The sequence below is a fragment of the Thermus hydrothermalis genome (assembly GCF_022760925.1).
In the GTDB taxonomy this organism is placed as follows: Bacteria; Deinococcota; Deinococci; order Deinococcales; family Thermaceae; genus Thermus; species Thermus hydrothermalis.
This window is the reverse complement of record NZ_JAKTNT010000024.1, coordinates 1-24,364: the sequence shown is the minus strand read 5'-3', so window position 1 is coordinate 24,364 and position 24,364 is coordinate 1. Positions and strand designations below refer to the sequence as shown.

21 protein-coding genes and 1 tRNA gene are annotated in these 24,364 nt (G+C 67.5%); 9 read left to right on the top strand and 13 right to left on the bottom strand.

Features of this window, described 5'->3' with window-relative positions; all coding sequences use genetic code 11:
* Positions 1-52: 52 nt before the first annotated feature.
* From L0C60_RS12020 to fsa, 6 genes are all read right to left on the bottom strand, one after another.
* A complete protein-coding gene (locus L0C60_RS12020) occupies positions 53-2,107 on the bottom strand; it encodes a heavy metal translocating P-type ATPase (RefSeq protein WP_234504750.1) in 2,055 nt (684 codons plus the stop codon).
* A 31-nt stretch (positions 2,108-2,138) separates the two neighbouring features.
* The gene (locus L0C60_RS12015; protein ID WP_326491122.1) at positions 2,139-2,498 is read right to left on the bottom strand and encodes an ArsR/SmtB family transcription factor; all 360 of its coding nucleotides are present in this window, start codon (positions 2,496-2,498) and stop codon (positions 2,139-2,141) included.
* 1 nt (position 2,499) lies between these two features.
* Positions 2,500-3,381, bottom strand: a complete 882-nt coding sequence (gene pdxS, locus L0C60_RS12010; protein WP_234504749.1) for a pyridoxal 5'-phosphate synthase lyase subunit PdxS — start codon at positions 3,379-3,381, stop codon at positions 2,500-2,502.
* Between the two features lie 93 nt (positions 3,382-3,474).
* Positions 3,475-4,605 carry a M23 family metallopeptidase gene (locus L0C60_RS12005; protein WP_243092871.1) on the bottom strand — a complete coding sequence of 377 codons (1,131 nt, stop codon included), beginning with the start codon at positions 4,603-4,605 and terminating at the stop codon, positions 3,475-3,477.
* Between the two features lie 174 nt (positions 4,606-4,779).
* Entirely contained in the window at positions 4,780-6,060 is a 1,281-nt protein-coding gene (gene rho, locus L0C60_RS12000) for a transcription termination factor Rho (protein ID WP_234504743.1), read from the bottom strand.
* Positions 6,057-6,728 (bottom strand): fructose-6-phosphate aldolase, encoded by a 672-nt coding sequence (fsa, locus tag L0C60_RS11995; protein WP_234504740.1) that lies wholly within the window; start codon positions 6,726-6,728, stop codon positions 6,057-6,059. Before fsa ends, rho begins: the two co-directional genes overlap by 4 nt.
* A gap of 406 nt (positions 6,729-7,134) precedes the next feature.
* Between fsa and ileS the strand changes: the two genes are divergently transcribed.
* Genes ileS through nfo form a run of 5 tightly spaced genes read left to right on the top strand, consistent with a single transcriptional unit; the run spans position 7,135 to position 13,221 of the window.
* On the top strand, positions 7,135-10,266 hold the full coding sequence (gene ileS, locus L0C60_RS11990; RefSeq protein ID WP_234504737.1) for an isoleucine--tRNA ligase: 3,132 nt from the start codon (positions 7,135-7,137) through the stop codon (positions 10,264-10,266).
* A 4-nt stretch (positions 10,267-10,270) separates the two neighbouring features.
* A complete protein-coding gene (locus L0C60_RS11985; RefSeq protein ID WP_234504735.1) occupies positions 10,271-10,825 on the top strand; it encodes a Uma2 family endonuclease in 555 nt (184 codons plus the stop codon).
* 15 nt (positions 10,826-10,840) lie between these two features.
* On the top strand, positions 10,841-11,878 hold the full coding sequence (locus L0C60_RS11980) for a M24 family metallopeptidase (protein WP_234504733.1): 1,038 nt from the start codon (positions 10,841-10,843) through the stop codon (positions 11,876-11,878).
* Complete coding sequence (locus L0C60_RS11975; protein ID WP_234504731.1) at positions 11,879-12,373, top strand: septal ring lytic transglycosylase RlpA family protein; 495 nt, start codon at positions 11,879-11,881, stop codon at positions 12,371-12,373.
* Positions 12,370-13,221 carry an endonuclease IV gene (gene nfo, locus L0C60_RS11970; RefSeq protein WP_234504729.1) on the top strand — a complete coding sequence of 284 codons (852 nt, stop codon included), beginning with the start codon at positions 12,370-12,372 and terminating at the stop codon, positions 13,219-13,221. Before L0C60_RS11975 ends, nfo begins: the two co-directional genes overlap by 4 nt.
* Here the strand turns inward: nfo and L0C60_RS11965 are convergent.
* The 4 genes from L0C60_RS11965 to L0C60_RS11950 are packed head-to-tail and all read right to left on the bottom strand — an operon-like array spanning position 13,165 to position 17,103.
* Positions 13,165-13,383, bottom strand: coding sequence for a hypothetical protein (locus tag L0C60_RS11965; protein ID WP_234504727.1), 219 nt, complete (start codon positions 13,381-13,383; stop codon positions 13,165-13,167). The genes nfo and L0C60_RS11965 overlap by 57 nt on opposite strands.
* 9 nt (positions 13,384-13,392) lie before the next feature.
* Positions 13,393-14,052, bottom strand: coding sequence for a site-2 protease family protein (locus L0C60_RS11960; RefSeq protein ID WP_234504724.1), 660 nt, complete (start codon positions 14,050-14,052; stop codon positions 13,393-13,395).
* The gene (locus L0C60_RS11955; protein ID WP_234504723.1) at positions 14,049-14,654 is read right to left on the bottom strand and encodes a zinc metalloprotease; all 606 of its coding nucleotides are present in this window, start codon (positions 14,652-14,654) and stop codon (positions 14,049-14,051) included. The genes L0C60_RS11960 and L0C60_RS11955 overlap by 4 nt, the downstream gene beginning before the upstream one ends.
* Positions 14,632-17,103: a CBS domain-containing protein gene (locus L0C60_RS11950; protein ID WP_234504719.1), complete on the bottom strand. Its 2,472-nt coding sequence runs from the start codon at positions 17,101-17,103 to the stop codon at positions 14,632-14,634. Before L0C60_RS11950 ends, L0C60_RS11955 begins: the two co-directional genes overlap by 23 nt.
* Before the next feature lie 56 nt (positions 17,104-17,159).
* Here L0C60_RS11950 and L0C60_RS11945 point away from each other — a divergent pair.
* A tRNA-Ser gene (locus L0C60_RS11945) sits at positions 17,160-17,253 on the top strand.
* Between the two features lie 45 nt (positions 17,254-17,298).
* On the opposite strand, the gene L0C60_RS11940 is transcribed toward L0C60_RS11945, so the two are convergent.
* From L0C60_RS11940 to L0C60_RS11930, 3 genes are read right to left on the bottom strand one after another with little or no spacing between them, the layout of a single operon-like run.
* Positions 17,299-18,057 (bottom strand): LamB/YcsF family protein, encoded by a 759-nt coding sequence (locus L0C60_RS11940; protein WP_234504709.1) that lies wholly within the window; start codon positions 18,055-18,057, stop codon positions 17,299-17,301.
* A gap of 12 nt (positions 18,058-18,069) precedes the next feature.
* Positions 18,070-18,783, bottom strand: a complete 714-nt coding sequence (locus tag L0C60_RS11935; RefSeq protein ID WP_243092870.1) for a hypothetical protein — start codon at positions 18,781-18,783, stop codon at positions 18,070-18,072.
* Positions 18,784-18,793: 10 nt separating this feature from the next.
* Positions 18,794-20,875 (bottom strand): ATP-dependent helicase, encoded by a 2,082-nt coding sequence (locus tag L0C60_RS11930; RefSeq protein WP_234504704.1) that lies wholly within the window; start codon positions 20,873-20,875, stop codon positions 18,794-18,796.
* Between the two features lie 34 nt (positions 20,876-20,909).
* Between L0C60_RS11930 and L0C60_RS11925 the strand changes: the two genes are divergently transcribed.
* The 3 genes from L0C60_RS11925 to L0C60_RS11915 form a co-directional block, all read left to right on the top strand.
* Complete coding sequence (locus L0C60_RS11925; protein ID WP_234504701.1) at positions 20,910-21,800, top strand: phosphohexomutase domain-containing protein; 891 nt, start codon at positions 20,910-20,912, stop codon at positions 21,798-21,800.
* On the top strand, positions 21,797-22,750 hold the full coding sequence (locus L0C60_RS11920) for an MBL fold metallo-hydrolase (RefSeq protein WP_234504698.1): 954 nt from the start codon (positions 21,797-21,799) through the stop codon (positions 22,748-22,750). The genes L0C60_RS11925 and L0C60_RS11920 overlap by 4 nt, the downstream gene beginning before the upstream one ends.
* 58 nt (positions 22,751-22,808) lie before the next feature.
* Positions 22,809-24,364: long-chain-fatty-acid--CoA ligase (locus L0C60_RS11915; protein ID WP_243092869.1), on the top strand; the 1,556-nt coding region annotated here is incomplete at its 3' end.

Genomic DNA, 24,364 nt, shown 5'->3' with positions numbered 1-24,364 from the left:
CCATAACATCAGTCTCCTGACCCAGAAGATGGCTGGGTAGCAACTTGGGTTACTATACCCGGCGCCACAAAAGACGCAGACTGTTGGCCGTCACCAACACGAGTGCTCCATTGTCCGCCAGCACTGCGGTCCAAAGCCCCGTGTAACCCATGAGGGTGGTGAGGAGGATAAGCCCCTTGAGCCCCACCGCCAAGGCCACGTTCTGGCGGACCACGCCCAGGGTCAGGCGGCTTAGCCGGAAGGCCCGGGGCAAGGCGGCAAGGCTCAGAAGCCCCACGTCTGCACTCTGCAGGGCCGCTTCCGTGCCCTCGGCCACGGCAAGCCCTACCGTGGCCTTGGCCAGGGCTGGGGCGTCGTTCACCCCATCCCCCACCATGGCCACGCCACCCCTACCTGCCAACTCCTCCACCAGGCGGAGCTTGTCCACGGGAGAAAGGCCAGCCCGGATTTCCTCAGGAAAAAGCCCTATGGCCGTGCCCAAAGCCAAAGCAGAGGTCTCCCGGTCGCCGGTAAGCAGGAGGGGCTTAAGGCCCAGTCGGCGCAGTTCGGCCAAGACTTCCCGGGCCTCGAGGCGGGGGGTATCCTGGAAGGCCAAGAGGGCCAAGGGAACCCCCTCCCTAACCAAGAGGGAAAGGCTGAAGCCTTCCTCCGTCAAGGCCTTCACCTGGGCCTCTACTTCCGGGGGCAGGTCCCAGGCCTCGGGCCGCACCAAACCCACCTCCTTCCCCTCCACCCGAGCGAAGGCCCCGAGGCCCGGCACCGCCCGATGCTCCTCCGAGGGCAAGGCCTTGGGGCCCGAAGCCTCCCGCACCGCCCGGGCTAAGGGGTGGGAGGAACCCTCCGCCACCCCCTTCGCCAGGGCCAAGGCCTCCTCCGTCGAAACCCCAAAGGTAACCACCCGCACCAGCGTGGGCTTTCCCAGGGTCAGGGTTCCCGTCTTGTCCAAAGCCACGTAGCGAACCCCAGCCAAGCGCTCCAGGGCCGCCCCGCTCTTAAAGAGCACCCCCGCCCTGGCTCCCCGGGCCACCCCTGCGGCGATGGCCGCAGGCACCGACACCACCAGAGCGCAGGGACAGGCGATGAGGAGAAGGCCCAAGGCCTTGTAGACATGCCCCAGGAAATCCCCCCGGAAAAGGGGAAGGACCAGGGCCACGAAGCCTGCCAGGGCCAGGACCGCCGGGGTGTAGCGGCGGCTAAAGGCATCCACCACCCGCTCCGCCTGGCTCTTCTTAAGCAAGGCCCCCTCCGCCAGGCGTTCCATCTCCGCCAGGAAGCCCTCCTCGGGAAGGCGCTCCACCTTTACCACCAAGCTCCCCTCCTGCACCAGACTGCCCCCGTAAACCCGGTCCCCTATCCCCTTGGGCCTAGGCAAGGGCTCCCCGGTGAAGGCGGCCTCCTCCACGGAAGCCTGTCCAGACACCACCACCCCGTCGGCCGGTACCCGCTCCCCCGGGGGCACCCTCACCAGGTCCCCCACCCTCAAGGCCTTAAGGGGCACCTCCTCCACCCCACCCTCCTTCAGGCGGTAGGCCCGCCTGGGAAGAAGCTCGGAAAGGGCGTAAAGGGACCTGCGGGCCTGGGCCACGCTATAAGCCTCCAGCACCTCCCCCACGAGGAAGAGGAAGACCACCACCGCCGCCTCGGCCTCCGCCCCGATGAGCAAGGCTCCCAGGGTAGCCAGCGTAACCAGGGTTTGCATGCTGAAGGGGTTTTGCCGGAACGCAGCCACCGCACGACGAGCCAGGGGGAAAACCCCCACCAAGGCCGCCAGCCGATAGCCCCAAGGGGCTAGGCCGGGGAGGAAGAGCGAAGCCAAAAAGGCCGCCAGGAGAAGCCCTCCGGAAGCCAAGGCCCAGCGCCAGGGTCCCAAAACACCCCTGGTCGTGTCCCCTTCAGGCTTCAAACGGTAGCCCAGGGCGGAAACCACCCTTTCCGCCTCCTTCTCCGCCCCGGGAACCTCGAGGTGCAGATACGCCTTACCGCTGGCAAAGCTGACCTGGGCCTGCACCACTCCAGGCACCCCGGAAAGGGCTTTCTCCACCTTTAAGGCGCAGTCGGCGCAGTCCAAACCCTCCACCCGGAACACGCGAACCCTGTGAGCATCCATGTTCCCAGGGTAGCATCATTTGAGTAGCTAGTCAAGTGTTCTCTTCCGCGTGCTCCAAAGCCCCCTCAAGAAGCCGTTCCACGTGCTCGTCCGCCAAGCGGTAGTAGACCTGCTTTCCCTCTCTCCGGAAGGCCACCAGCCTTGCCTGGCGCAGAAGCCTGAGCTGATGGCTCACCGCAGAAACGGAAACCCCGGCAAGAAGGGCCAAATCGCACACACAAAGCTCTTCCGCCGCCTTCAAGGCCAAAAGAAGCCGCATCCGGGTGGGATCGGCCAGGGCCTTAAGGAGGAGGGCGGCTTTCCCCAGCACCGCCTCCTCGGGCAAGGCCGCGCGCGCCTTCTCCACCCGCTCAGGGTGGATCTCGTAAACCCCGCACACCGCCTGCGCCACCCTACCACCCCCGCTTGGCCAGGCGCTCCTCCTCCTTGAGCTGGTCCAGGTTGATGCCCACCATGGGCTCGCCCAGGTCCTCGCTCACCTCCGCCAGGACCTCGGGGTCGTTGTAATGGGTCACCGCCCGCACGATGGCCCGGGCCCGCTTCTTCGGGTCCCCGGACTTGAAGATGCCGCTCCCCACGAAGACCCCATCCATCCCCAGGTGCATCATGAGCGCGGCGTCGGCGGGGGTGGCGATGCCGCCCGCGGCGAAGTTCACCACGGGAAGCCGGCCGTGCGCATGCACCCAGCGCACGAGCTCCAAGGGCGCCCCGATCTCCTTGGCGTAGGCCACGAGTTCGTCCTCCCGCAGGGACTGGACGTGGCGGATCTGCTTCCACATGGTGCGGGCGTGGCGCACCGCCTCCACCACGTTGCCCGTGCCCGCCTCCCCCTTGGTGCGGATCATGGCCGCCCCCTCGGCGATGCGGCGAAGCGCCTCCCCCAGGTCCCGGGCCCCGTTCACGAAGGGCACCTTGAACTTCCACTTGTCAATGTGGTGCTCCTCGTCGGCGGGGGTGAGGACCTCGGACTCGTCAATGAAGTCCACCCCGATGGCCTCGAGAATCATAGCCTCCACGAAGTGCCCGATGCGCACCTTGGCCATCACGGGGATGGACACGGCGGCCATGATCTCCTTGATGATCTTGGGGTCGGACATGCGGGCCACGCCCCCTTGGGCGCGGATATCGGCGGGAACCCGCTCCAGGGCCATCACCGCCACCGCCCCCGCCTCCTCGGCGATCACCGCCTGCTCCGGGGTGGTCACGTCCATGATCACCCCACCCTTGAACATCTCGGCGAAGCCCGTCTTGATCTGGAAGGTTCCCTTCTCCATCCCGCCCTCCATCCTCAAGCTTACCGCCCGTGGGGTCAAGCGGCCAAAAGCACAAAGCCCGGGGGACCCATCCCCCAGGCCCTTTCCCCTCCCTTAGGGGAGGTAGCTCAAGGGGTTACGGGCGACCCCGCCCACCCGCACCTCAAAGTGCAGGTGGGGCCCGGTGGACCAGCCCGTGGAGCCCACGTAGCCGATCACCTCCCCCGCCTCCACCCACTGCCCGGGGCGCACGGCGATGCGGGACATGTGGGCATAGAGGGTTTCCACCCCGCCCCCGTGGTCCAAGACCACGTGGAAGCCGTAGCCCACCGAGCTCCACCCCGCCACCTCCACCTGGCCGCTTTTGGCCGCCACGATGGGGGTGCCGTAAGGGGCCGCCAGGTCTATGCCGGTGTGGTAGCGCTGGAAGGCCCCCCGCTGGCCGAAGTAGGTGGTGATGCGGAAGCCGGAGAGGGGCCAACGCATCCCGCCCTCCTGGTAGCTCACCCGGCGCACCTGGGGCCTCGCCGCCTGGGCCTGGCGCCTCGCCTGGGTTTGGGCTAGCGCCTGTTGCCTGCGCCTTTCCTCCGCCAGGCGCCTTAGCTCCTCCTGGCGGCGCCTTTCCGCCTCGAGGCGGGCCTTTCGCTCCGCTTCCTGCTTGGCCAGGAGGTTTTGATAGGTGGTTTTGGCCTGGATGCCGGGCAGGAGGACCAGGTCGCCTGGCCTAAGCTCCGCCGGGTTCTCCACCCCGTTGGCCTTGGCCACCTGGACCGGGGAAAGCCCAAAGCGCGCCGCCAGGTCCACCAGGGTCTGCCCCTCGCCCAGGGTGAGAAGAAGCCCCTTAGCTCGCTTGGGTACGTAAAGCGTGCTCCCGGCCACCAACCGGTCCAGGCTTTCCAAGGAGGGGTTGGCGGAAACCAGGTCCAGGACGCTCACGCCAAAGCGGCTGGCGATGCCCTGAAGGGTGTCCCCCGGGCGCACCCGGTAGACCTCCACCCCCGGTGGCACCCTGGGAGGCCTTTCCTCCTCCCCCACCAAGGGGATGAGGAGCCTCTGCCCCACCTGGAGCCGATGGTCCTTAAGCCCGCTAGACCACATGATGTGCCGGGGGTCCACCCCGTAGCGAGAGGCAAGCCCCGCCAGGGTATCCCCCGGCTTCACCGTGTACACCACCCACGCTTTGCGCACGGACGGCCCCACCTCCACCTGGGCCTCCGGCAGGGGAATGGGGCTAAGGGGCTTCACATACGAAAACGCCAAGGCAGGAACCGCAAGAAAGCACCATACTACCCATACCCGCAATGTTCACCTCCTAAAGGAACCCCAACCTCGGCGGGGATTATACCAACCCCCACCCCCCAAAGCGCAAGGGGCAAAAATCTAGGGGGCGGGAAACCCGCCCCCCTAGGGGAAAACCGCCTAGCGGGCCGCCAAGGAGGCCAAGAACTCCTTGTTGCTCTTGGTGCGCCCAAGGCGGGCGAGGAGCATCTCCATGGCCTCGGCCGGGTCCATGTCCGCCAAGACCTTGCGGAGAAGCCACATCTTGTGCACCACCTCCTCGCCCAAAAGGAGCTCCTCCCGCCGCGTCCCCGACTTCAGGATGTCAATGGCCGGGAAGATGCGGCGCTCCTCGAGGCGGCGGGAAAGGTGGAGCTCCATGTTGCCCGTGCCCTTGAACTCCTCAAAGATCACGTCGTCCATGCGGCTTCCCGTTTCCACCAGGGCGGTGGCCAGGATGGTCAGGCTTCCCCCACCCCGGATGTTCCGCGCCGCCCCCAGGAAGCGCTTGGGGAAGTAAAGGGCAGCGGAGTCCAAACCGCCCGAGAGCGTGCGCCCCGTGGGCGGGGTCACCAGGTTGTTGGCCCGGGCCAGGCGGGTGATGGAGTCCAGGAGGATCATCACGTGCCCCCCTTCCTCCACGATGCGCTTGGCCCGCTCGTGGACGAACTCCGCCACGCGGATGTGGTTCTGGGGGGGCTCGTCAAAGGTGCTGGCGATGACCTCGGCCCCTTGGACGCTCTCCCGGAAGTCCGTCACCTCCTCCGGCCGCTCGTCAATGAGGAGGACGATGACCTTGATGTCGGGCTCGTTCTTGAGGACGGCGTTGGCGATCTTCTTGAGGAGGGTGGTCTTCCCCGCCTTGGGAGGGGCCACGATGAGGCCCCGCTGCCCCCGGCCGATGGGGGCGAGGAGGTCAATGACCCGGGTGGAGAGCTCGTCCGGGGTGGTTTCCAGCTTGATCTGCCGGTCGGGGAACTGGGGGATCAGCTCGTCAAAGCGGGGGCGGTTTTTGGCGGCCTCGGGATCTAGGTCGTTCACCGCCTCCACCTTGAGGAGGGTGCCGTAGCGCTCGTTCTCCCGGGGCGGGCGCACCCGGCCCACGATGTAGTCCCCGCTCCTTAGGGCGTACTGACGGATGAGTCCGGCGGAAACGATGGCCACCCGGGACTCGAGGTTGTAAAGGTTTTCCGTAAGGAAACCGTAGCCGTCGGGGCTAATCTCCAGGTAGCCCTTGACCAGCTGCAGGCCCTCCCCTTGCGTCTGCCGCTCCAAGAGGGCCATGATGAGCTGGTCCTTCTTCATCCGCTTGTAGTTCTCAATCCCCGCCTCCTGGGCCAAAAGGTGGAGTTCCGGCAGGATCTTGCTGGAAAGCTCCTGGTAGGTTAGGGGGGTTTCGGGGGTTTCCGCTTTTCTCCTCATGGCTTAACCTTCTCCCAGTCCTCCATAAAGCGCTTGAGGCCGATCTCCGTGAGGGGGTGCTTCAAGAGTTGCTTGAAAACGGCGTGGGGCATGGTGGCGATGTCCGCCCCGAGCAGGGCGGCCTCCGTCACGTGCCGGGGGTGGCGGATGGAGGCGGCGATGACCTTCACGGAAAGGTCCTGCACCTGGACCATCTCCACGATCTCCCGCAGCAGCTCCCCCCCGTCCCAGGAGATATCGTCCACCCGGCCAAGGAAGGGGCTCACGTACGCCGCCCCGGCCCGCGCCGCCAAAAGGGCCTGGTTGGCGGAGAAGATGAGGGTCATGTTCACCCGTATGCCCTCGGCGGAAAGCCGCTTGCAGGCCTTAAGGCCCTCCTCGGTGGTGGGTAGCTTCACCACGATGTTGGGGTGGATGGCGGCTAGGCGCCTACCCTCCGCCACCATGGCCTCCGCCTCCAGGGCCGTCACCTCGGCGGATACCGGGCCCCCTGCCGCCTCGGCCACGGCGCGAAGGTGCTGGACTAAGCCTTCCTCGCTCAGGCGCTCTCCCCGGGCGGCGAACTCCTTGGCCACCAGGGTGGGGTTGGTGGTGACCCCTGCGAGGACCCCCCAAGCGGCAATCTCCCGTATCTCCTCCAGATTGGCGGTGTCTAGGTAAAGCTCCATGGCGCACTCCTTGTGTGCGGGAAACGAACCGGCTTAGCCTGAGTCTAGCAGACCTCTGCGGGGCGTTGTCAAGGGAGGGGAAAGGCTGCTAGCATGGCCTTAGCCGCCAGTGGGGGATTTTACCCCAGGGGGCAGAGGTTGTAAAGGCGAGGATGGGGAGAGTACCCCTTCCCAATAGCCCCAAGCGAGCCGGGGACGGTGGGAGCCCGGTGGTGCGGGAAGGTGGGAAGATCACCCCGGAGCCGCGGGAGGAAAGGGCACGCCCCGAGTAATGCCCGCCGGGTGGCGCCCGTGATAGCGCCCAAACGAGGGCCTGAGGGTTTCCTCAGGAAGCGCGGTGGTACCGCGGAAGCCTTAGCGCTTTCGTCCGCGCCTTACGGCGCGGGCGTCTTTTTAGGAGGTGGGCATGTTCAAGGAAGTGGGCGAACCCAACTTTCCGGCGCTGGAAGAGGAGATTTTGGCCTTCTGGAAGCGGGAGAAGATCTTTGAGAAGAGCGTGGAAAAACGCAAAGGGGGCCCCCGCTACACCGTTTACGAAGGCCCCCCCACCGCCAACGGCATGCCCCACGTGGGCCACGCCCAGGCCCGGAGCTACAAGGACCTCTTCCCCCGCTACAAGACCATGCGGGGCTACTACGTGCCCCGCCGGGCGGGCTGGGACACCCACGGGCTTCCCGTGGAGCTGGAGGTGGAGAAGAAGCTGGGCCTCAAAAGCAAGCGGGAGATTGAGGCCTACGGCATTGAACGCTTCAACCAGGCCTGCCGGGAGTCCGTCTTCACCTACGAGAAGGAGTGGGAGGCCTTCACCGAGCGCATCGCCTACTGGGTGGACCTGAAGAACGCCTACGCCACCCTCCAACCCACCTACATTGAGAGCATCTGGTGGAGCTTAAAAAACCTCTTTGACCGGGGCCTCCTCTACCGGGACCACAAGGTGGTGCCCTACTGCCCCCGCTGCGGCACCCCCCTCTCCTCCCACGAGGTGGCCCTGGGCTACAAGGAGATCCAAGACCCCTCCGTCTACGTGCGCCTGCCCCTGAAGGAGCCCGCCCGGCTTGGCCTCTCCCAAGGAAGCCTCCTCGTCTGGACCACCACCCCCTGGACCCTGCCCGGGAACGTGGCGGCGGCGGTCCACCCCCAGTTCACCTACGCCGCCTTCCAGGTGGGGGAGGAGGTCCTTATTTTGGAAGAAGGCCTGGGCCGGAAGCTCCTCGGGGAGGAAGCCCCCGTCCTCAAGACCTTTTTGGGCAAGGAGCTGGAGGGCCTGGCCTACACCCCCCCTTACCCCCAAGGGCTGGACAAGGGCTACTTCGTGGTCCTGGCGGAGTACGTGAGCCGGGAGGACGGCACGGGCATCGTTCACCAAGCCCCCGCCTTCGGCGCCGAGGACCTGGAAACGGCCAGGGCCTACGGCCTCCCCCTCCTCAAGACCGTGGACGAGGAGGGGAGGCTTCTCGTGGAGCCCTTCCAAGGCCTCTTCTTCCGCGAGGCCAACCGGGCCATCCTCAAGGACCTAAAGGGGCGGGGCCTCCTCTTTAAGGAGGAGCCCTACCTGCACAACTACCCCCACTGCTGGCGCTGCTCCACCCCCCTCATGTACTACGCCACGGAAACCTGGTTTATCCGCAACACCCTCTTCAAGGAGGAGCTCCTCAAGAAAAACCAGGAGATCCACTGGGTGCCCCCCCACATCAAGGAGGGGCGGTACGGGGAGTGGCTCAGGAACCTGGTGGACTGGGCCCTAAGCCGCAACCGCTACTGGGGGACGCCCCTGCCCATCTGGGTCTGCCAGACCTGCGGCAAGGAGGAGGCCATCGGGAGCTTCCAGGAGCTCAGAGAGAGGGCCACAACCCCCCTTCCCGAGCCCTTTGACCCCCACCGGCCCCACGTGGACCGGGTGGAGCTCAGGTGCGCCTGCGGGGGGACCATGCGGCGGGTGCCCTATGTGATTGACGTCTGGTACGACTCCGGGGCCATGCCCTTCGCCTCCTTGCACTACCCCTTTGAGGGCCAGGAGGAGTTTCGGGAAAGCTTCCCCGCCGACTTCATCTCCGAGGGCATTGACCAGACAAGGGGCTGGTTCAACTCCCTCCACCAACTCGGGGTCATGCTCTTCGGCTCCATCGCCTTTAAGAACGTGATCTGCCACGGCCTCATCCTGGACGAGAAGGGGCAAAAGATGTCCAAGTCCAAGGGGAACGTGGTGGACCCCTGGGACATCCTGAGGGAGTTCGGGGCCGACGCCCTCAGGTGGTACATCTACGTTTCCGCCCCGCCCGAGGCCGACCGGCGCTTCGGCCCCAACCTGGTGCGGGAAACGGTGCGGGACTACTTCCTCACCCTTTGGAACGTGTATAGCTTCTTCGTCACCTACGCCAACCTGGACCGCCCGGACCTCAGAAACCCGCCCCCGCCCGCGGCCCGCCCCGAGATGGACCGCTGGCTCTTGGCCCGGCTCCAAGAGCTCAAGCACCGGGTGACGGAGGCCCTCGAGGCCTACGACCCCACCACCTCGAGCCGGGCCATCCGGGACTTCGTGGTGGAGGACCTCTCCCAGTGGTACGTGCGCCGGAACCGGCGCCGCTTCTGGAAAAACGAGGACGCCCTGGACCGGGAAGCGGCCTACGCTACCCTCTACGAGGCCCTCCTCACCGTGGCCAAACTCTCCGCCCCCTTCACCCCTTACCTCGCCGAGGTGCTCTGGCAGAACCTGGCCCGGAGCGTGGACCCGAGGGCGGAAGAGAGCGTCCACCTCACGGACTGGCCCCCGGTGGAGGAGGCCCTTTGGGACCGGGAGCTCGTGGCCAAGATGCGGGCGGTGATCCGGGTGGTGGAGCTTGCCCGCTCGGCCCGGGCGAGAAGCGGGGTGAAGACCCGCATTCCCCTTCCCCTCCTCCTCGTCACCGCCCCCACCCCCTTGGAGCGGGAAGGCCTTAAGCACTTCGCCGAGGAAATCGCCGAGGAGCTCAACGTCAAGGAGGTGCGGGTGCTGGAGCCGGGAGAGGAGGTCCTCACCTACCGCGTCCTCCCGAACCTGAAGGCCCTGGGCCCCAAGTACGGCAGGCTTGTCCCCAAGATCCGGGAAGCCCTGGAGCGGGAGGGAGAGCGGGTGGCGGCCCTGGCCCTAAAGGGCGCGGCCATCCCCCTCGAGGTGGAGGGCGAAACCCTCACCCTCCTGCCCGAGGAGGTGCTCCTAGAGGCCCAGGCCCCCGAGGGGTACGAGGCCCTGGAAAAGGAGGGGTACGTGGCGGCCCTTAGGGTGGAGGTGACGGAGGCGCTTCGCCTGGAAGGCCTCGCCCGCGACCTCATCCGCCACCTGCAACAGGCCCGCAAGGAAATGGGCCTAAAGGTTTCCGACCGCATCCGCGTGGGCTACGAGGCGGAAGGCCCCTACCAAGAGGCTCTAAGGCGCCACGGGGCCTGGATCGCCGAGGAGGTCCTGGCCCGGGCGTTCGGCGAGGGGCTTTTCCCCGGGTACACCACGGAGGTGGCGGACGAGGAGGGCAGGGCGCGCTTTAGCCTGGAGCGGGTAAACTGAGGCCATGGGCGGGCCCGCCCGCAAAGGGCTGGACCTCGAGGCCTACCTCCGCTTGGAAGAGGCAAGTCCTTGGCGCCACCATCTGGTGGAAGGCTCCCTCTGGGCCATGGCCGGGGCCGGGCGGGCCCACAACCAACTCCTCACCCGCCTCCTCCTCCGGCTCGCCCCGTCCGCCCTGGCCCAGGGGTGCGAGGCTTGCGCAGCGGACCGCAGGCTAAAGGTCGCCGAGGACACCGTCTTCTACCCCGACCTCATGGTGGTCTGCGCTCCCTCCTCCTCCCCCCTCTACGAGGAAGCCCCTTGCCTCCTGGTGGAAATCCTTTCGCCCAGTACGGAGGCGCTGGACCGAGGGCAAAAGCTTTGGCACTACCTTCGCCTTCAGAGCCTAACCGCCTACCTCTTGGTCCACACGGAACGGGTGGCCCTGGAGGCCTACTTACGCGAGGGAGGGGGTTTCCGTTACCTGGCCCTGGGACCGGGGGACGCCCTCACCCTTTCCTGCCCCCCGGTGACCCTCGAGGTGGCCGCCCTGTACGAGGGCGTGCGCTTGGGGGAGTGATGGTATAGTACCCCCGTGCAGGACCTCAGGAACCTCCTAGAGCCCCTAGGGCTTGACGCCCTCTACGTCACCCGCCCGGAGAACGTCCGCTACCTCTCGGGCTTCCCCCACCCGGAAGACGCCCAGGTCCTCATCGCCGAGGAAGGGGCCTTCCTCCTCACCGACCCCCGCTACCCCGAGGCGGGACGGGAAAGCCGCATCCCCGCCAAGGTTCTTCGGCGGGAGGAAAAGGAGGCGCTTTTTCAGGGCCTAAGGGGCCGGGTGGGCTTTGAGGCGGAACACCTCCCCTACGCTGCCCTGGAGCGCCTCCGGGAACTCTCCCCGGCGGAATGGGTGCCCACCAAGGGGGTGGTGGAGCGCCTCCGCCTCAAGAAAACCCCCGAGGAGGTGGCGGCCATCCGGAAGGCCCAAGCCTTGGCGGAAGAGGCCTTGGCCCACGCCCTCTCCCTCTTGAGGCCAGGGGTGGAGGAGCGGGAGGTGGCCTTGGAGCTAGAGTTTTTCCTAAGGCGGCGGGGAGCGGAGGGCGTGGCCTTCCCCCCCATCGTGGCCTCGGGGGTGCGGGGGGCGCTTCCCCACGCTGGGGCCTCGGAAAAGCCCTTGAGGGCGGGCGAGCTCGTCACCTTGGACCTCGGGGCCAAGCTGGCGGGGTACCACTCGGACATGACCCGCACCTTCGCCCTGGGGAAGGTGGAGGGGGAGCTAAAGACCGCCTTCCAGGCGGTGCTTTCTGCCTTGGAAAGGGCCCTCGAGGCCCTAAAACCCGGCCGCACCGGCAAGGAGGTGGACGCCCTCGCCCGGGAGGAGCTTGGGCGGTACGGCCTGGACCGCTACTTCGTCCACTCCCTGGGGCACGGGGTGGGGCTTGCCGTGCACGAGGGGCCTAGCCTCTCCCCGTATACCGAGGACGTTCTGGAGCCCGGCATGGTGGTCACGGTGGAGCCCGGGGTCTACCTCCCGGGGCTGGGTGGGGTGCGGATTGAGGAGCTCGTCCTCATCACCGAGGACGGCATGGAGCTCCTTTCCCGCTTCCCCCGGGGATGGCAGGAGGTATAGGTGCGCCCCCTGGCCTTCTTCCTCTTTCTCGGGGTTAGCCTGGCCCAGACCTACACGGTCCAAAAGGGGGACACCCTCTTCCGCATCGCCAAGGCCCACGGCCTAAGCGTGGCGGAGCTTAAGCGCCTCAACGGCCTCTCCTCGGACCTCATCCACCCGGGGCAGGTGCTCCGGGTAAGCCCTAAGGAGGCCACCACCCCCGCCGGCCGCCCCTACCAAGAGGGCCTCGCCGTATGGTACGGCCCCGGCTTCCACGGCAAGCGCACGGCAAGCGGTGAAATCTACGATATGCACGCCCTCACCGCCGCTCACCCCACCCTTCCCTTCGGCACAAGGGTGCGGGTGACCAACCTCAAAAACGGGCGGAGCGTGGTGGTGCGCATCAACGACCGGGGGCCCTTTGGCGGCCGGTACATCATAGACCTCTCCTATGCCGCCGCCAAGGCCATCGGGGCCCTGTCCGCCACCCGGGTAAGGCTGGAGGTGCTCCCGTGAGGCGCTACGGGTTCCACCTCTCCATCGCCGGGAAGAAGGGTGTGGCGGGGGCGGTGGAGGAGGCCATGGCCTTGGGCCTTTCCTGCTTCCAGATCTTCGCCAAAAGCCCAAGGAGCTGGAAGACCCGTACCCTCTCCCCAAGCGAAGTGGAGGCCTTCCGGGCCCTCAAGGAGTTGGCGGACCTTCCCGCCGTGATCCACGCCTCCTACCTGGTCAACCTGGGGGCCGAGGGGGAGCTATGGGAAAAGAGCGTGATGAGCCTGGCGGACGACCTGGAAAAGGCCCGCCTCCTGGGAATTGAGTACGTGGTGGTCCACCCCAGCTCCGGGGACCCCAGGCGGGTGAAGGAAGGGGCGCTTAAGGCCCTCCGCCTGGCCGGGGTCAAGGACCGCCCCACCCTCCTCCTGGAAAACACCGCCGGGGGCGGGGAAAAGGTGGGGGCGCGCTTTGAAGACCTCGCCTGGCTCATCGCCGACACCCCCATGGGGGTCTGCCTGGACACTTGCCACGCCTTCGCCGCCGGGTACGACGTGAAGGGGGACCCCGCAGGGGTCCTCACCGCCTTGGACCAGGCGGTGGGCCTGGAGCGGGTGCTCGTGGTCCACCTGAACGACTCCGTGGGGGAGTTGGGAAGCCGCATAGACCACCACGCCCACCTCCTCCAGGGGAAAATCGGCGAAGGGCTCCAAGGGGTTTTCCTGGACCCCAGGCTAGAAGGCCGCCTTTTCGTCCTGGAAACCCCAAGAAGCCCAGAGGAGGACGCCTGGAACCTAAAGGTCCTCCGCGCCTGGCTAGAGGAGGCCCCCGCCCAAGAGGAGGCGCAGGGCGGAAACCGCCACCACCAGTAGCCCAAGCTTCCAGGCCCTATCCTCCCCTGAGAGCACCCCAAGCCCCGCCCCCAGGAGGGCCAAGGGGAGGACCATCCAGTTGAGCCAGCCCAGCAGGGGAAGGAGGGCGGGCAGAAGGAGAAGGAGCGCCAAGACCACCAGGACGAGGCTTAAGGTCCGCATGGGAAAAGTCTAACCAAAGAAAAACCCGAAAAACACCCTGCGGGCAAGGCGCAACACCTCCTGCACCGGGCCCCGAAGCACGGTGAGGAGGAGCAGAAAGGAAAGCCAGGCGTAGCTCTCCAGCCGCCAAAAGAGGGGGTGCCAGGAAAGGGGCAGGAGGCTTTGCAGGATCTTGGAGCCGTCCAAGGGCGGTATGGGCAGGAGGTTGAAGACCGCCAGGACCAGGTTGACGGAGCTGGCGTAGAAGAAGGCCACCGCCAACACCCCCACCGCCCCACCCCCCTCCCCCCGGAAGGCCAGGGCCACGGCCCAAGGGTCCACGGCATAAAGCCCCCGCACCAAGAGGGCGAAGAGAACGGCGAGGAGGAGGTTCAGGACAATCCCCGCCACGGAAACGGCGAAAAGGCCAAGCCGGTAGGTGCGGAAGGCTAAGGGGTTGACGGGCACAGGCTTCGCCCAGCCAAAACCCACCAGAAAGAGGAGCGCCGTACCCAAGGGGTCCAGGTGCTTTAGGGGGTTCAGGCTGAGGCGGCCCAAGCGCCTGGCGGTATCGTCCCCAAAGCGGAAGGCGGCGTAGGCGTGCCCCCACTCGTGGAGGGAAAGGCTAAAGAGCAAGGCGGCGAAGGCTAGCAAGAAGGCCAGGGGATCTTGCTGGAAGAGGGCGATCATAAACCCAGTAGCCGGTAAAGGCCCCCGAGAAGCCCGCTAAGCCCCTGGACCACCGCCCCCGTTACCCCCGTGTAGGAGAGGACCAAGAAAACGAGGATAAACCCCAAGGGCCCGTAGCTGGCGAGCTGGTCTAAAAACCGCCGGGCTTCCGGCCCGCCCACGGCGTAAAGGGCCTTGGCCCCGTCCAAGGGGGGCACGGGGAAGAGGTAGATGGCGGCGTGGAGGAGCATGAGGCGCTCCCCCACCAGGAAACCTTCGCCAAAGGGGTAAGGGAGGAAGCGGGAAAGGAGCCCATAGAGGAAGGCGGCCCCAAAGAAGCCCAAGGGCCCCATGAGGGCCACCAAGGCCCCCTTCCGCCCAGGAAGCCCCGTGGGCACGAAGCGGGGCCAGCCGAAGCCCAGGAGGACGAGAAGGACAAGCCCCAACGGCTCCAGGTGGACCCTGGGGTCCAGGGAGAGGAAGCCGTAGCGCCTGGGGGCCACCTCCCCGTAGCGGTCGGCGAGCCAGGCCTGGGCCAGGTTGTGGAGCATGAGGCCCAAGGCCCCCAAGAGGAAGGCCAAAACAAAAACGGGCGGATCGTTAAGGAGCGGAAAGAGTCCCATCCCCTATCAGTCTACGGGCCAGGGCCAGCTCCTCCTCAAAGGTCTTCACCTCGCCCCGGGCCCGGGCCTCCGCCACCCGGCGCAGGATCTCCCCCACCTTGGGGCCCGGTTTCAGGCCAAGCTCCAAGAGGTCCCGGCCCCGAAGGGTCCTGGGCCTTTCCAAAAGCCACGCTTCCCGCTCGGGGAAAAGGGCGAGGAAGGCGCTTCGCAAGGGCTCGTTGGCCAAGGCTTCCCGCTCCACCTCCTCCCCCCGCCGAACCCGCAGGAGGAGGGCAAGCCCCTCCCGAAGCCTCCGGGAAAGCCCAAGGGCCTGGGCCCGGGCCAGGGGGTCTTCCTGAAAGAAGAGGAGGACCAGAAGCCTCGCCTCTATGAGGAGGCGCTCGGGGTGGGGCCCCTCAGGGGGCTTGAGCCGGGCGAAGGGCTCCTTTGGAGGGAGGCTTAGGCCGTACAGGGGCCTTAGGGCGCCCAACCCCTCCAAGAGGGCCAGGGCCTGGTAAAAGGTGTCTTCCTCCAGGGTCAGAAGGAGCTCGTCCCGTAGGCGGCTTTGGCTCGCCGTCTTCAAGACCTCGGGGAGAAGGGCTGGGGGAAGGGCCTTTAGGGCCTCCTCGGCGAAGCGGAAGGAAAGCCGGGCCGCAAGGCGCGCCCCGCGGACGATGCGGCTTGGGTCCTCCACGAAGGAAAGGGGGTGGAGGGGGCGGAGGAGGCGGGCCTCGAGGTCCTTTAGCCCCCCGTAGGGGTCCAAAAGCTCCCGGGTGGCCAAGGAGAGGGCCATGGCGTTCACGGTGTAGTCCCGCCGCTCCAGGTCCTTGGCGATGGGGGCCGGGCGAACCTTGGGTAGCGCCCCGGGGAACGGGTAAACCTCCTCCCGGCTTTCCGCCAGGTCCACCACGAGGCCAAAGGGAAGCCGCACCCGCCCGGTGCCAAAGGCGTAGTGGAGGGAGAAGCTACCCCCAAAACGCTCCACCAAGAAGCGGGCCACCGCCTCCACCCGAACCCCCGGCTCCAGGACCACATCTATATCCGGCCCCGAGCGCAGCAAAAGGGCATCCCGCACCGCCCCGCCCACTAGGTAAAGGCCCTGGGGAAAGGCCTCCCTTAGGGCCTCCAGGACCCGCCTCGCCCCCTCGGGAAGGGCCTCCAAAATCCTCTCCCCCAGGGGCTTTTCCCCTAGGGGCCGCCTCCGGTAGAGGTCCGTGCGGGTGAAGATGCCAAGAAGCCGCCACCCTTCCCCCACCCGTTCCCCCACCAACACCCGCCCTCCCCCTTCCTTCAGGTGATGCTCCACCTGGGAAAGGGGCGTCCTCGGGGGGAGGACCACCGCCCGGGCCAAAAACCCCTCCACGGGGTGGTCCCCAAGGCCCAGCCGCTCCGCCTTCTTCAGGTCCCGCCGCCGGGCCAAGCCCAAGACCCTCACCCCTTCCCCCTCGGGCACCACCACGGGCATGGCCCCGTAGCCCCTTTCCTCCAGGGTGCGGAGGGCCTCCCGCACCGAGGTGGGGGCCAGGGTTTCCACGGGGGCCGTCATGGCCTCCTCTAGGGTGGGCTCGGGCTCCAGGTGGCGGGGAAGGCTTTGGAGGAGGCGCCGCACCGCCCCCTTAACCCCCCGCACCCGGGCAAAGGCCGCCCGGGGATGCCCCCCACCCCCCACCTCCCCCAGCCAGCGGCCCACGTCCAGCCGGGACTTGCTCCGGGCGATGAGCAGGGTTTCCCGCCCCAGGCGGAGGACCAGGAGCACCCCGTCCGCCTCGTGGAGGTCCAAGAGGGTGTGGGCCAAAGGGGCAAGGGCGGGCACGTACCCCTCCTCCTTGGCCTCGGCGAGGAGGAGGCGGAAGCCCTCCCGCTCCAACACGCGGGCGCTCCTTAAGAGCGCCCTCAGCACGCTCCGGGCCTCCTCGGAGAGGTGGGGCCTGACCCACTCCCTCACCCGCCAAGCCTCCGCCCCCATCTCCAGGAGAAGGCGGCCCGCCTCCAGATCCATGGGGGTGGTGGAGGGGAAGCTAAACCCCCCCGTGTCCTCCCACACCCCGGCGTAGGCCAAGGTGGCCTCCAAGGGGGTGAGGCCAAGCCCCCTTTCCAGGAGGAGGGGAAGGAGAAGGCTCACCGTGGCCCCCACCGCCGCCACCCTTCCCCCCACGGCGGGCACGTCCCCGGGAGCCTTGGGGTGGTGGTCAAAGACGAGGAAGGGCACCCTCCCCACCAGGGCCCTAAAGGGGCCGATGCGCTCGGGGCGGGCGTTGTCCACCAGGACCACCTCGGACACCTTGTCCAAGGGGATCTCGGCGGCGGAAACCAGGTCCAGCCGGTCCTCCAAAAGGGGGGCGAGGTCCTTTAGGGGCCCCTCGAGGCCCCCCACCAGGGCAAGGACGCTTCCCGGGAAGAGCTTCCCCGCCAGGACCATGGAGCCCAAGGCGTCAAAGTCCAGGTTCTCGTGGGCCACCACCACCCGCACGTCCTAAGATTACTTGACGATGGGAATGGGCCTTGGTAGACTCAAGGTCGGCACTTGGAGAGGTGCCCGAGTGGCTGAAGGGACACGACTGGAAATCGTGTAGGCGGGCTTAAACCTGCCTCGCGGGTTCGAATCCCGCCCTCTCCGCCAAAGACCCCGGCCAAAGGGCCGGGGCTTTCAGCTCCATTCCCTCGCTCAAAAGGCCCGCACCGCCACGCCCTCCGCCTCCAAGGCCTCCCGCACCGCCCGCGCCACCTGGGGGGCGTTGGGGTTGTCCCCGTGGATGCACAGGGTGTCGGCCCGCACCGAAACCTCTCCCCCGTCCAGGGCCTCCACCTTGCCCTCCAGGACCATGCGCACCGCCCGGCGGGCCGCCTCCTTAGGGTCGGTGATCCAGGAACCGGGGAGGGATCGGGGGGCAAGCTGGCCGTTTTTCAGGTAAGCCCGCTCGGGGAAGGCCTCGAGGACCACCCTAAGCCCCGCCCGCCTCGCCTCCTCCTCGTAGACCGTGCCGGGGAGGACCACCAGGGGAAGCCCCGGGTCAAAGGCCTTCACCGCCTCGGCGATGGCCCGGGCCGTTTCCCGGTCCCGGCAGGCCTTGAGGTAAAGGGCCCCGTGGGGCTTCACGTGGTGCAGGGGAAGGCCTTCCGCCCGCAGGAAGGCGTAAAGGGCCCCTGTCTGGTAGAGGACGTCGGCATAGACCTCTTCGGGGCTTAGGGCCATATCCCGGCGGCCGAAGCCCACCAGGTCGGGAAAGCCGGGGTGGGCCCCCACCGCCACCCCGTGGGCCTTGGCCAGGGCCACCGCCTCCCGCATGCGGTTCGGGCTTCCCCCGTGGAAGCCGCAAGCCAGGTTCACCGAGGTCACCAAGGGGAAAAGCTCCCGGTCGTGCCCGTAGGTGTAGACCCCGTAGGACTCCCCCGCATCCGCATTCAGGTCCACCCAACCCGCCATGCCCTTAGCCTATCAGGGAGGGTAGCCAAGCCCCGCCAACACCGCCTTCACCCGCTCCGCCCAAAGGTCCTCTCGGCCGTAGACCGCCTGGACCCGCTCAAAAGCCTTGGGTTCCAGGGGGACCAGGGCCAAAAGGGCGTGGAAGGGCTGGAGAAGCCCCAGGGGAAGCCCGCCCCCGGCGTAAAGGAGGAGGTCCGACCTGAAGGCCAAGGCCTCCACCTCTTCCCGCCTCAAGGCCACGTGCCCCCGGGCCCTTTGGGGCAGGCGGGCGAGGAAGGCGTCCCCTTCGGCGAAGCTTGGGGCGGCCACGGAAACCTGGGCCAAGGGGCGGAGGAAAGGGGCCAAGGAAGGGCGCAAGGGGCCGAGCCAAAGCCCCTTGGCCCCCGGGAAGCGGGCGGAGAGCAAGCGCTCCAGGGCCACCCCTTCCGTGTACTGGCCCCAAAGCCCCCCCATCCCCACCGCCACCAGGTCCACCAGGCCCGCCTCCTCCGCCTCCGCCTCGAGGCGCACCCCCTCCGGCGGGGAAACCCCCTCCGCCAGGACCATCCCGACAAAACCCAGGGGCAGGAGGCAGGGCAAAAGCTCCCACGGCCTTTCCGCCTCCATGGGGTAGGGGAAGAGGGGAAGGCGCAGGGACACCACCTCGGCCACCAAGGGGTCAAAAAAGGCCGCATCCCCCCGGTGGAGGAAGGCCAGGGGGCGGGTCCTGTGGTAGGGGGGCCACACGGGCTACCTCCTAGGCGGGGCGCAGGTCGGCGTACTTGAGGGAAAGGCGCTTGAGCCCCACCCCCTCAAAGTGCACCGTCACCTCGTCCCCCATGGCCGCCACCACCACCCCGGGCCCAAACCGGGGGTGGACCACCTTTTCCCCGCCCTTGTAGGCCCCGGGCTTGGGCCGGTGGGGGGGCGGGACGGGCTTGGGGTTCCGGTAGGGGTCGTACACCTGGTAAAGGCTTTCCTCCACCTCCTCCAGGAAGCGGCTTGGCCTTGAGGCCTCCGTGCGGCCATAGACCTCCCGCTCCTCGGCGTAGGAGAGGTAAAGCCTTTCCTGGGCCCGGGTAACCCCCACGTAGAAGAGGCGGCGCTCCTCCTCCAAGCCCTCCAAGGTGTTCAAGGAGTTCCGGTGGGGCAGAAGCCCCTCCTCCACCCCCACCAGGAAGACCACGGGGAACTCCAGGCCCTTGGCGTTGTGGAGCGTCATGAGGGAGACCTTCCCCTCCGCCTCCCCCGGCTCCTCCGCCCGGGCCGTCAGGGCCACCTTGTCCAGGAATTCCATGAGGCTATCCGCCTCCTTGGCCGCCCTAAGAAGCTCCTCCACGTTCTCCAGGCGGTCCTCGTGGTCCTCGGGGTAGGCCTCCTTGAGGTAGGCGGGGTAGTCGGTGGCGAGGAGGAGGTGGCGGAAAAAGGCCTCCGCCGGGCCAAAGGCCAGGTCCATGAGCTCCTCCATGAGGGCCACGAAGTGGCGCACGGGCTCGGGGCGGGCCAAGACCCCTTCCGCCGCCCTCAGGGCCTCAAAGAGGGGAAGCCCCTTTTCCTGGGCCAGGCGGGCCACCTTTTCCACCGTGGCGGGGCCGATGCCCCGGGGCGGGGTGTTCAGGATGCGCTTCAGGCTCACGCTGTCCAAGGGGTTGAGGGCCAGGCGGGCGTAGGCCAGGAGGTCCTTCACCTCCGCCCGCTCAAAGAAGCCCACCCCCCCCACCACCCGCGCCCCCACCCCCCGGCTCGCCAGGGCCTGCTCCAGGAGGCGGCTTTGGGCGTTGGTGCGGTAGAGGACGGCGATGCGGTCAAACGGGGGTCCCAGGCGCAGGATCTCCTCGGCCACGAAGCGGGCCTCCTCCCGGGCGTCCTGGGCGCGGAAAAGCCGCACGGGCTCCCCGCCCCGCTTCACCGGCCTTAGGGTCTTCTCCAGGCGCAGGGCGTTCTTGACGATGACGGCGTTGGCGAAGCGCAGGATGGCCTCCGTGGAGCGGTAGTTCTCCTCCAGGCGGTACACCTTGGCCCCCGGGAAGTCCTCCGTGAACTGGAGGATATTCTTGATGTCCGCCGCCCGGAAGGAGTAGATGCCCTGGTCCGGGTCCCCCACCGCCATGAGGTTGGCCTCCTCCCCGGCCAGGAGCTTGGTGAAGCGGTACTGCACCGGGTTCGTGTCCTGGTACTCGTCCACGTGGATAAAAAGGGCCCTCTTCCGCACCCGCTTGAGCACCTCTTGGTCCTCCTCCAAAAGCCTCTGGGCGTAAAGGAGGATGTCCCCAAAGTCCAAGGCCCCTTGGGCCTTAAGGGCCTCCTGGTAGCGGAGAAGGACGTCTTTTAGCTTCCCCCGGGAAAGCCCGGCGTAGTACTCGGGAAGCTCGGAAAGGAGGGCCTCCGGGGCCTCCCCTCGGTTCTTGGCCCGGTCCAAGAGGGCCTTGATGGGCCCCGGCTTGGCGGAGAGGCCAAGCTCCTTCAGGACCTCCTTGAGGAGGGCCGTCTGGTCGTCCTCGTCGTAGACCACGAAGCCGGGTTTTAGGCCCACCCGCTCCCCGTAGACGCGGAGGATGCGCAAAGCGGCGGCGTGGAAGGTGGAAACCCAGACCTCCCCCGCCCCCTTCACCATGCCCTTAAGCCGCTCCCGCATTTCCTCCGCCGCCTTGTTGGTGAAGGTCACCGCCAGGATCTCCGTGGGGAAGACCCCCCGGTGGGCGATGAGGTAGGCCACCCGGTGGACCACGGTGCGGGTCTTGCCGCTACCCGCCCCCGCCACCACCAAGGCGGGGCCTTGGAAGTGGAGGACCGCCTGGCGCTGGGCCTCGTTAAGGGAGGAGAGGAGGGCCTCGTCCACGGGGTGGAGTCTACCACGGGGTAGACTTGGGAACATGGAGCTTCGTCCCACCCAAGAAGGCTTCCTCGGCGAGCTGGCCAAGGATTTCACCTTCGCCGCCTTAGGGCGCCTGGCGGCGGGGTTTGGCGAGCGCCTGAAGGAAGAGGGCATGGGGCGGGTGGTGGTGGGCTACGATGCCCGCTTCCTGGCCCGGGAGATGGCGGAGGAGGCGGCGGGGGTGCTTGCGGCAATGGGCCTCGAGGCCTTCCTCCTCTCCGGGCCTTCCCCCCTTCCCCTCTTTGGCTTCGCCCTGGAGAGGCAGGAGGCGGCGGGGCTTTACCTCACGGCGGGGCGGAGGTCCGCCCGCTTCCAAGGGGTCAAGCTCCGCCTTTTCCCCGGGAGGCCCCTTCCCGGGGAAGCGGTGCCCTTCCTGGACCCCCCGGCCACCCGGGGAAGCTTCGTCCCCTTGGACGTGAAGCGGGCCTACCTGGAGCACCTGGCGCAAAGCGCCGGAGAGGTGCCCAAGAAGAAGGGCGTGGTCTATCTGGACGCCATGGGGGGAGCGGGGGGCGGGGTCCTGCCCGGGGTGTGGAAGCGTTTGGGCCTCGAGGCCGAACTCCGGGAAATCCACCCCCTCCCCCACCCCCTCTTCTACGGGGTGGACCCGGACCCAAAGCCGGAGAACCTAAAGACCCTTCAGGTCCTCCTCAAGGCCCAAGAGCCCCCCACCCTGGGCCTGGCCCTGGACGGGGACGCCTGCCGGCTTAGGGTCTACCTCCCCGGGGGGGAGCCCTTGGGGGACGAGGCCCTTTTGGGCCACCTGAAGGAAGCCCTGGGCGGCCAAGGGGTGGAAGGGGACGGGGAAGGGGGCTTCCGCTTCCCCTGGCACCTGAAGGAGCAAGACCCCTTCCTCGCCGCCCTCCTCCTCCTGGGGGTCCTCCTATGAGGGAAATCCTGCCCGGGGTCTATTTGCTCCCCGTCCCCATCCCGTACCCCCTGAAGACGGTGAACCTCTACCTCCTGAAGGGAAAGGGAGAGGTGGCCCTGGTGGACACCGCCCTGGCCACCCGCACCGCTCAAGGGAGCCTGGAGCTTTACCTGGCGGAGCTTGGGCTTTGTTTCCAGGACGTGAAAACCGTCCTCCTCACCCACCACCACCCGGACCACTATGGGCTTGCGGGCTTCTTTGAGGGCCTAGGGGCGAGGGTCTTTCTGCACGCGGAGGAGCTAGGCCGGGGCCACCGCTTCTGGCTCACCCCCGAGGCCTTTGAGGAGGCCTCCTGGCGGCTTTTCCTGGACCACGGCACCCCCGAGGAGGCCCTTTTGGGCATCCGGGAAACCATGGCCAAGACCCGCGAACGGGTCCACCCGCCCAAGGCGCCCCTGGCCCTCGAGGACGGGGCGGTCCTGGAGGTGGCGGGGAGGCGGCTTCGGGTCCTCTGGACCCCCGGCCACGCCGATGGGCACGTGGCCTTTTACCTGGAGGAGGAAGGGGTCCTCCTGGCGGGGGACGCCCTTTTGGACCACGTCTCCCCCAACGTGGGCCTTTGGGCCTACACCCGGGAAAACCCCCTCGAGGACTTCCTAAGCTCCCTGAAGCGCCTGGCCGGGCTCCCCGCCCAGGTGGCCTACGCCGGGCACTTTGGCCCCATCCGGGACATCGGAAAGCGGGCACAAGCGCTTCTCGCCCACCACGAGGAGCGCCTCCAAGCCCTCCTCACGCACCTGGAAAGCCCCAAAACCGCCTGGGAGCTCTCCCTCCTCCTCTTCCCCCAGGACCTGGACGCCGCCGGGCGCCGCTTCGCCTTCGCCGAAACCCTCGCCCACCTGGAGTACCTGCGAAAGGAGGGAGCGGTGGGGCGGGAAGGCCCCCCGTACCGCTACTTCCGGGCCTAACGCCCCTTGCCCCGGCGAGGGCCGGGCGGTAAACTTTGACCCGGTTCAAGGAGGTGCCATGCATCCTTGGTACGCACACTACGATCCCGGGGTCCCCAAAGAGGCCCCCACGCCCCGGCTTCTGACCGAGGCCCTGCGGGAAAACGCCCGCCGCTACCCCAAGAAGGTGGCCTTGGAGTTCCTGGGGCGAAGTCTTACCTACGCCGCCCTCTTTCGCCAGGTGGAGGCCTTCGCCAAAGGGCTCCAAGAGGCGGGGCTTGAGCCAGGGGACCGGGTAGCCATCATGCTCCCCAACTCCCCCCAGTTCGTGGTGGCCTTCTTCGGCACCCTCTTGGCGGGGGGGGTGGCGGTGAACACCAACCCCATGTACACGCCTAGGGAGCTAAGCCACCAGCTTCGGGACTCGGGGGCCAAGGCCCTGGTCATCCTGGACCAGCTCCTTCCCCGCTACCAAGAGGTGAAGGAGGAAGTCCCCGTGCGCATCCTGGTGCGCACGGGCATCCAGGACTACCTTCCCTTCCCCAAGAACCTCCTCTACCCCCTCATGCTCAAGCGCAAGGGGCAGTGGCCCAAGACCCTCGAGGGCATCCCCTGGCGGCGCTTCCTCAAGCCCGGCACCCCTAGCCCCGTGCCCCTGAGCCTGGACGACCTGGCCCTTTTGCAGTACACCGGGGGCACCACCGGGGTGGCCAAGGGGGCCATGCTCACCCACCGCAACCTCTCCTCCAACGCCCTGCAGGTGCGGTCATGGATCCCCGACTTCCGGGAGGGGGGAGAGGTGGTTCTGGGAGCCATCCCCTTCTTCCACGTCTACGGCATGACCGTGGCCATGAACCTGGCCCTCCTGGGGGCGGCCAAACTGGTCCTCCTTCCCCGCCCCGAGATCGGGCCCATCGTGGAGGCCATTGAGAAGCACGGGGTCACCCTCTTCCCCGGGGTGCCCACCCTGTACGTGGCCTTCAACAACTTCCCCGGGATTGAGAAGCGCAACCTAAGGAGCGTCCGGGCCTGCATCTCCGGCTCCGCCCCCCTGCCCCTCGAGGTGGCGGAGCGGTTTGAGGCCCTCACCGGGGCCAAGCTGGTGGAGGGGTACGGGCTGACCGAGGCAAGCCCCGTCACCCACTGCAACCCCCTCCACGGCCCAAGAAAGCTCGGGAGCGTGGGCCTTCCCTTCCCCGGGGTGGAGGCCAAGGTGGTGGACGAGGAGGGGAAGGAAGTGCCCTTGGGCGAGGTGGGGGAGCTCATCGTCAAGGGCCCCAACGTCATGAAAGGCTACTGGAACCGCCCCGAGGAAACCCAAAAGGCCCTCAAGGACGGCTGGCTCTACACCGGCGACATGGCCCGCATGGACGAGGACGGCTACTTCTACATCGTGGACCGCAAAAAGGACATGATCATCGCCGGCGGCTACAACATCTACCCCCGCGAGGTGGAAGAGGTCCTCTACACCCACGAGGCCGTCCAGGAGGCCGCCGTGGTGGGCGTCCCCGACCCCTACCGCGGGGAAACCGTGGCCGCCTTCCTCGTCCTCAAGCCCGAGTACCGGGGCAAGGTGACGGAAAAGGACATTGAGGCCTTCTGCCGCCAACACCTGGCCGCTTACAAGGTGCCCCG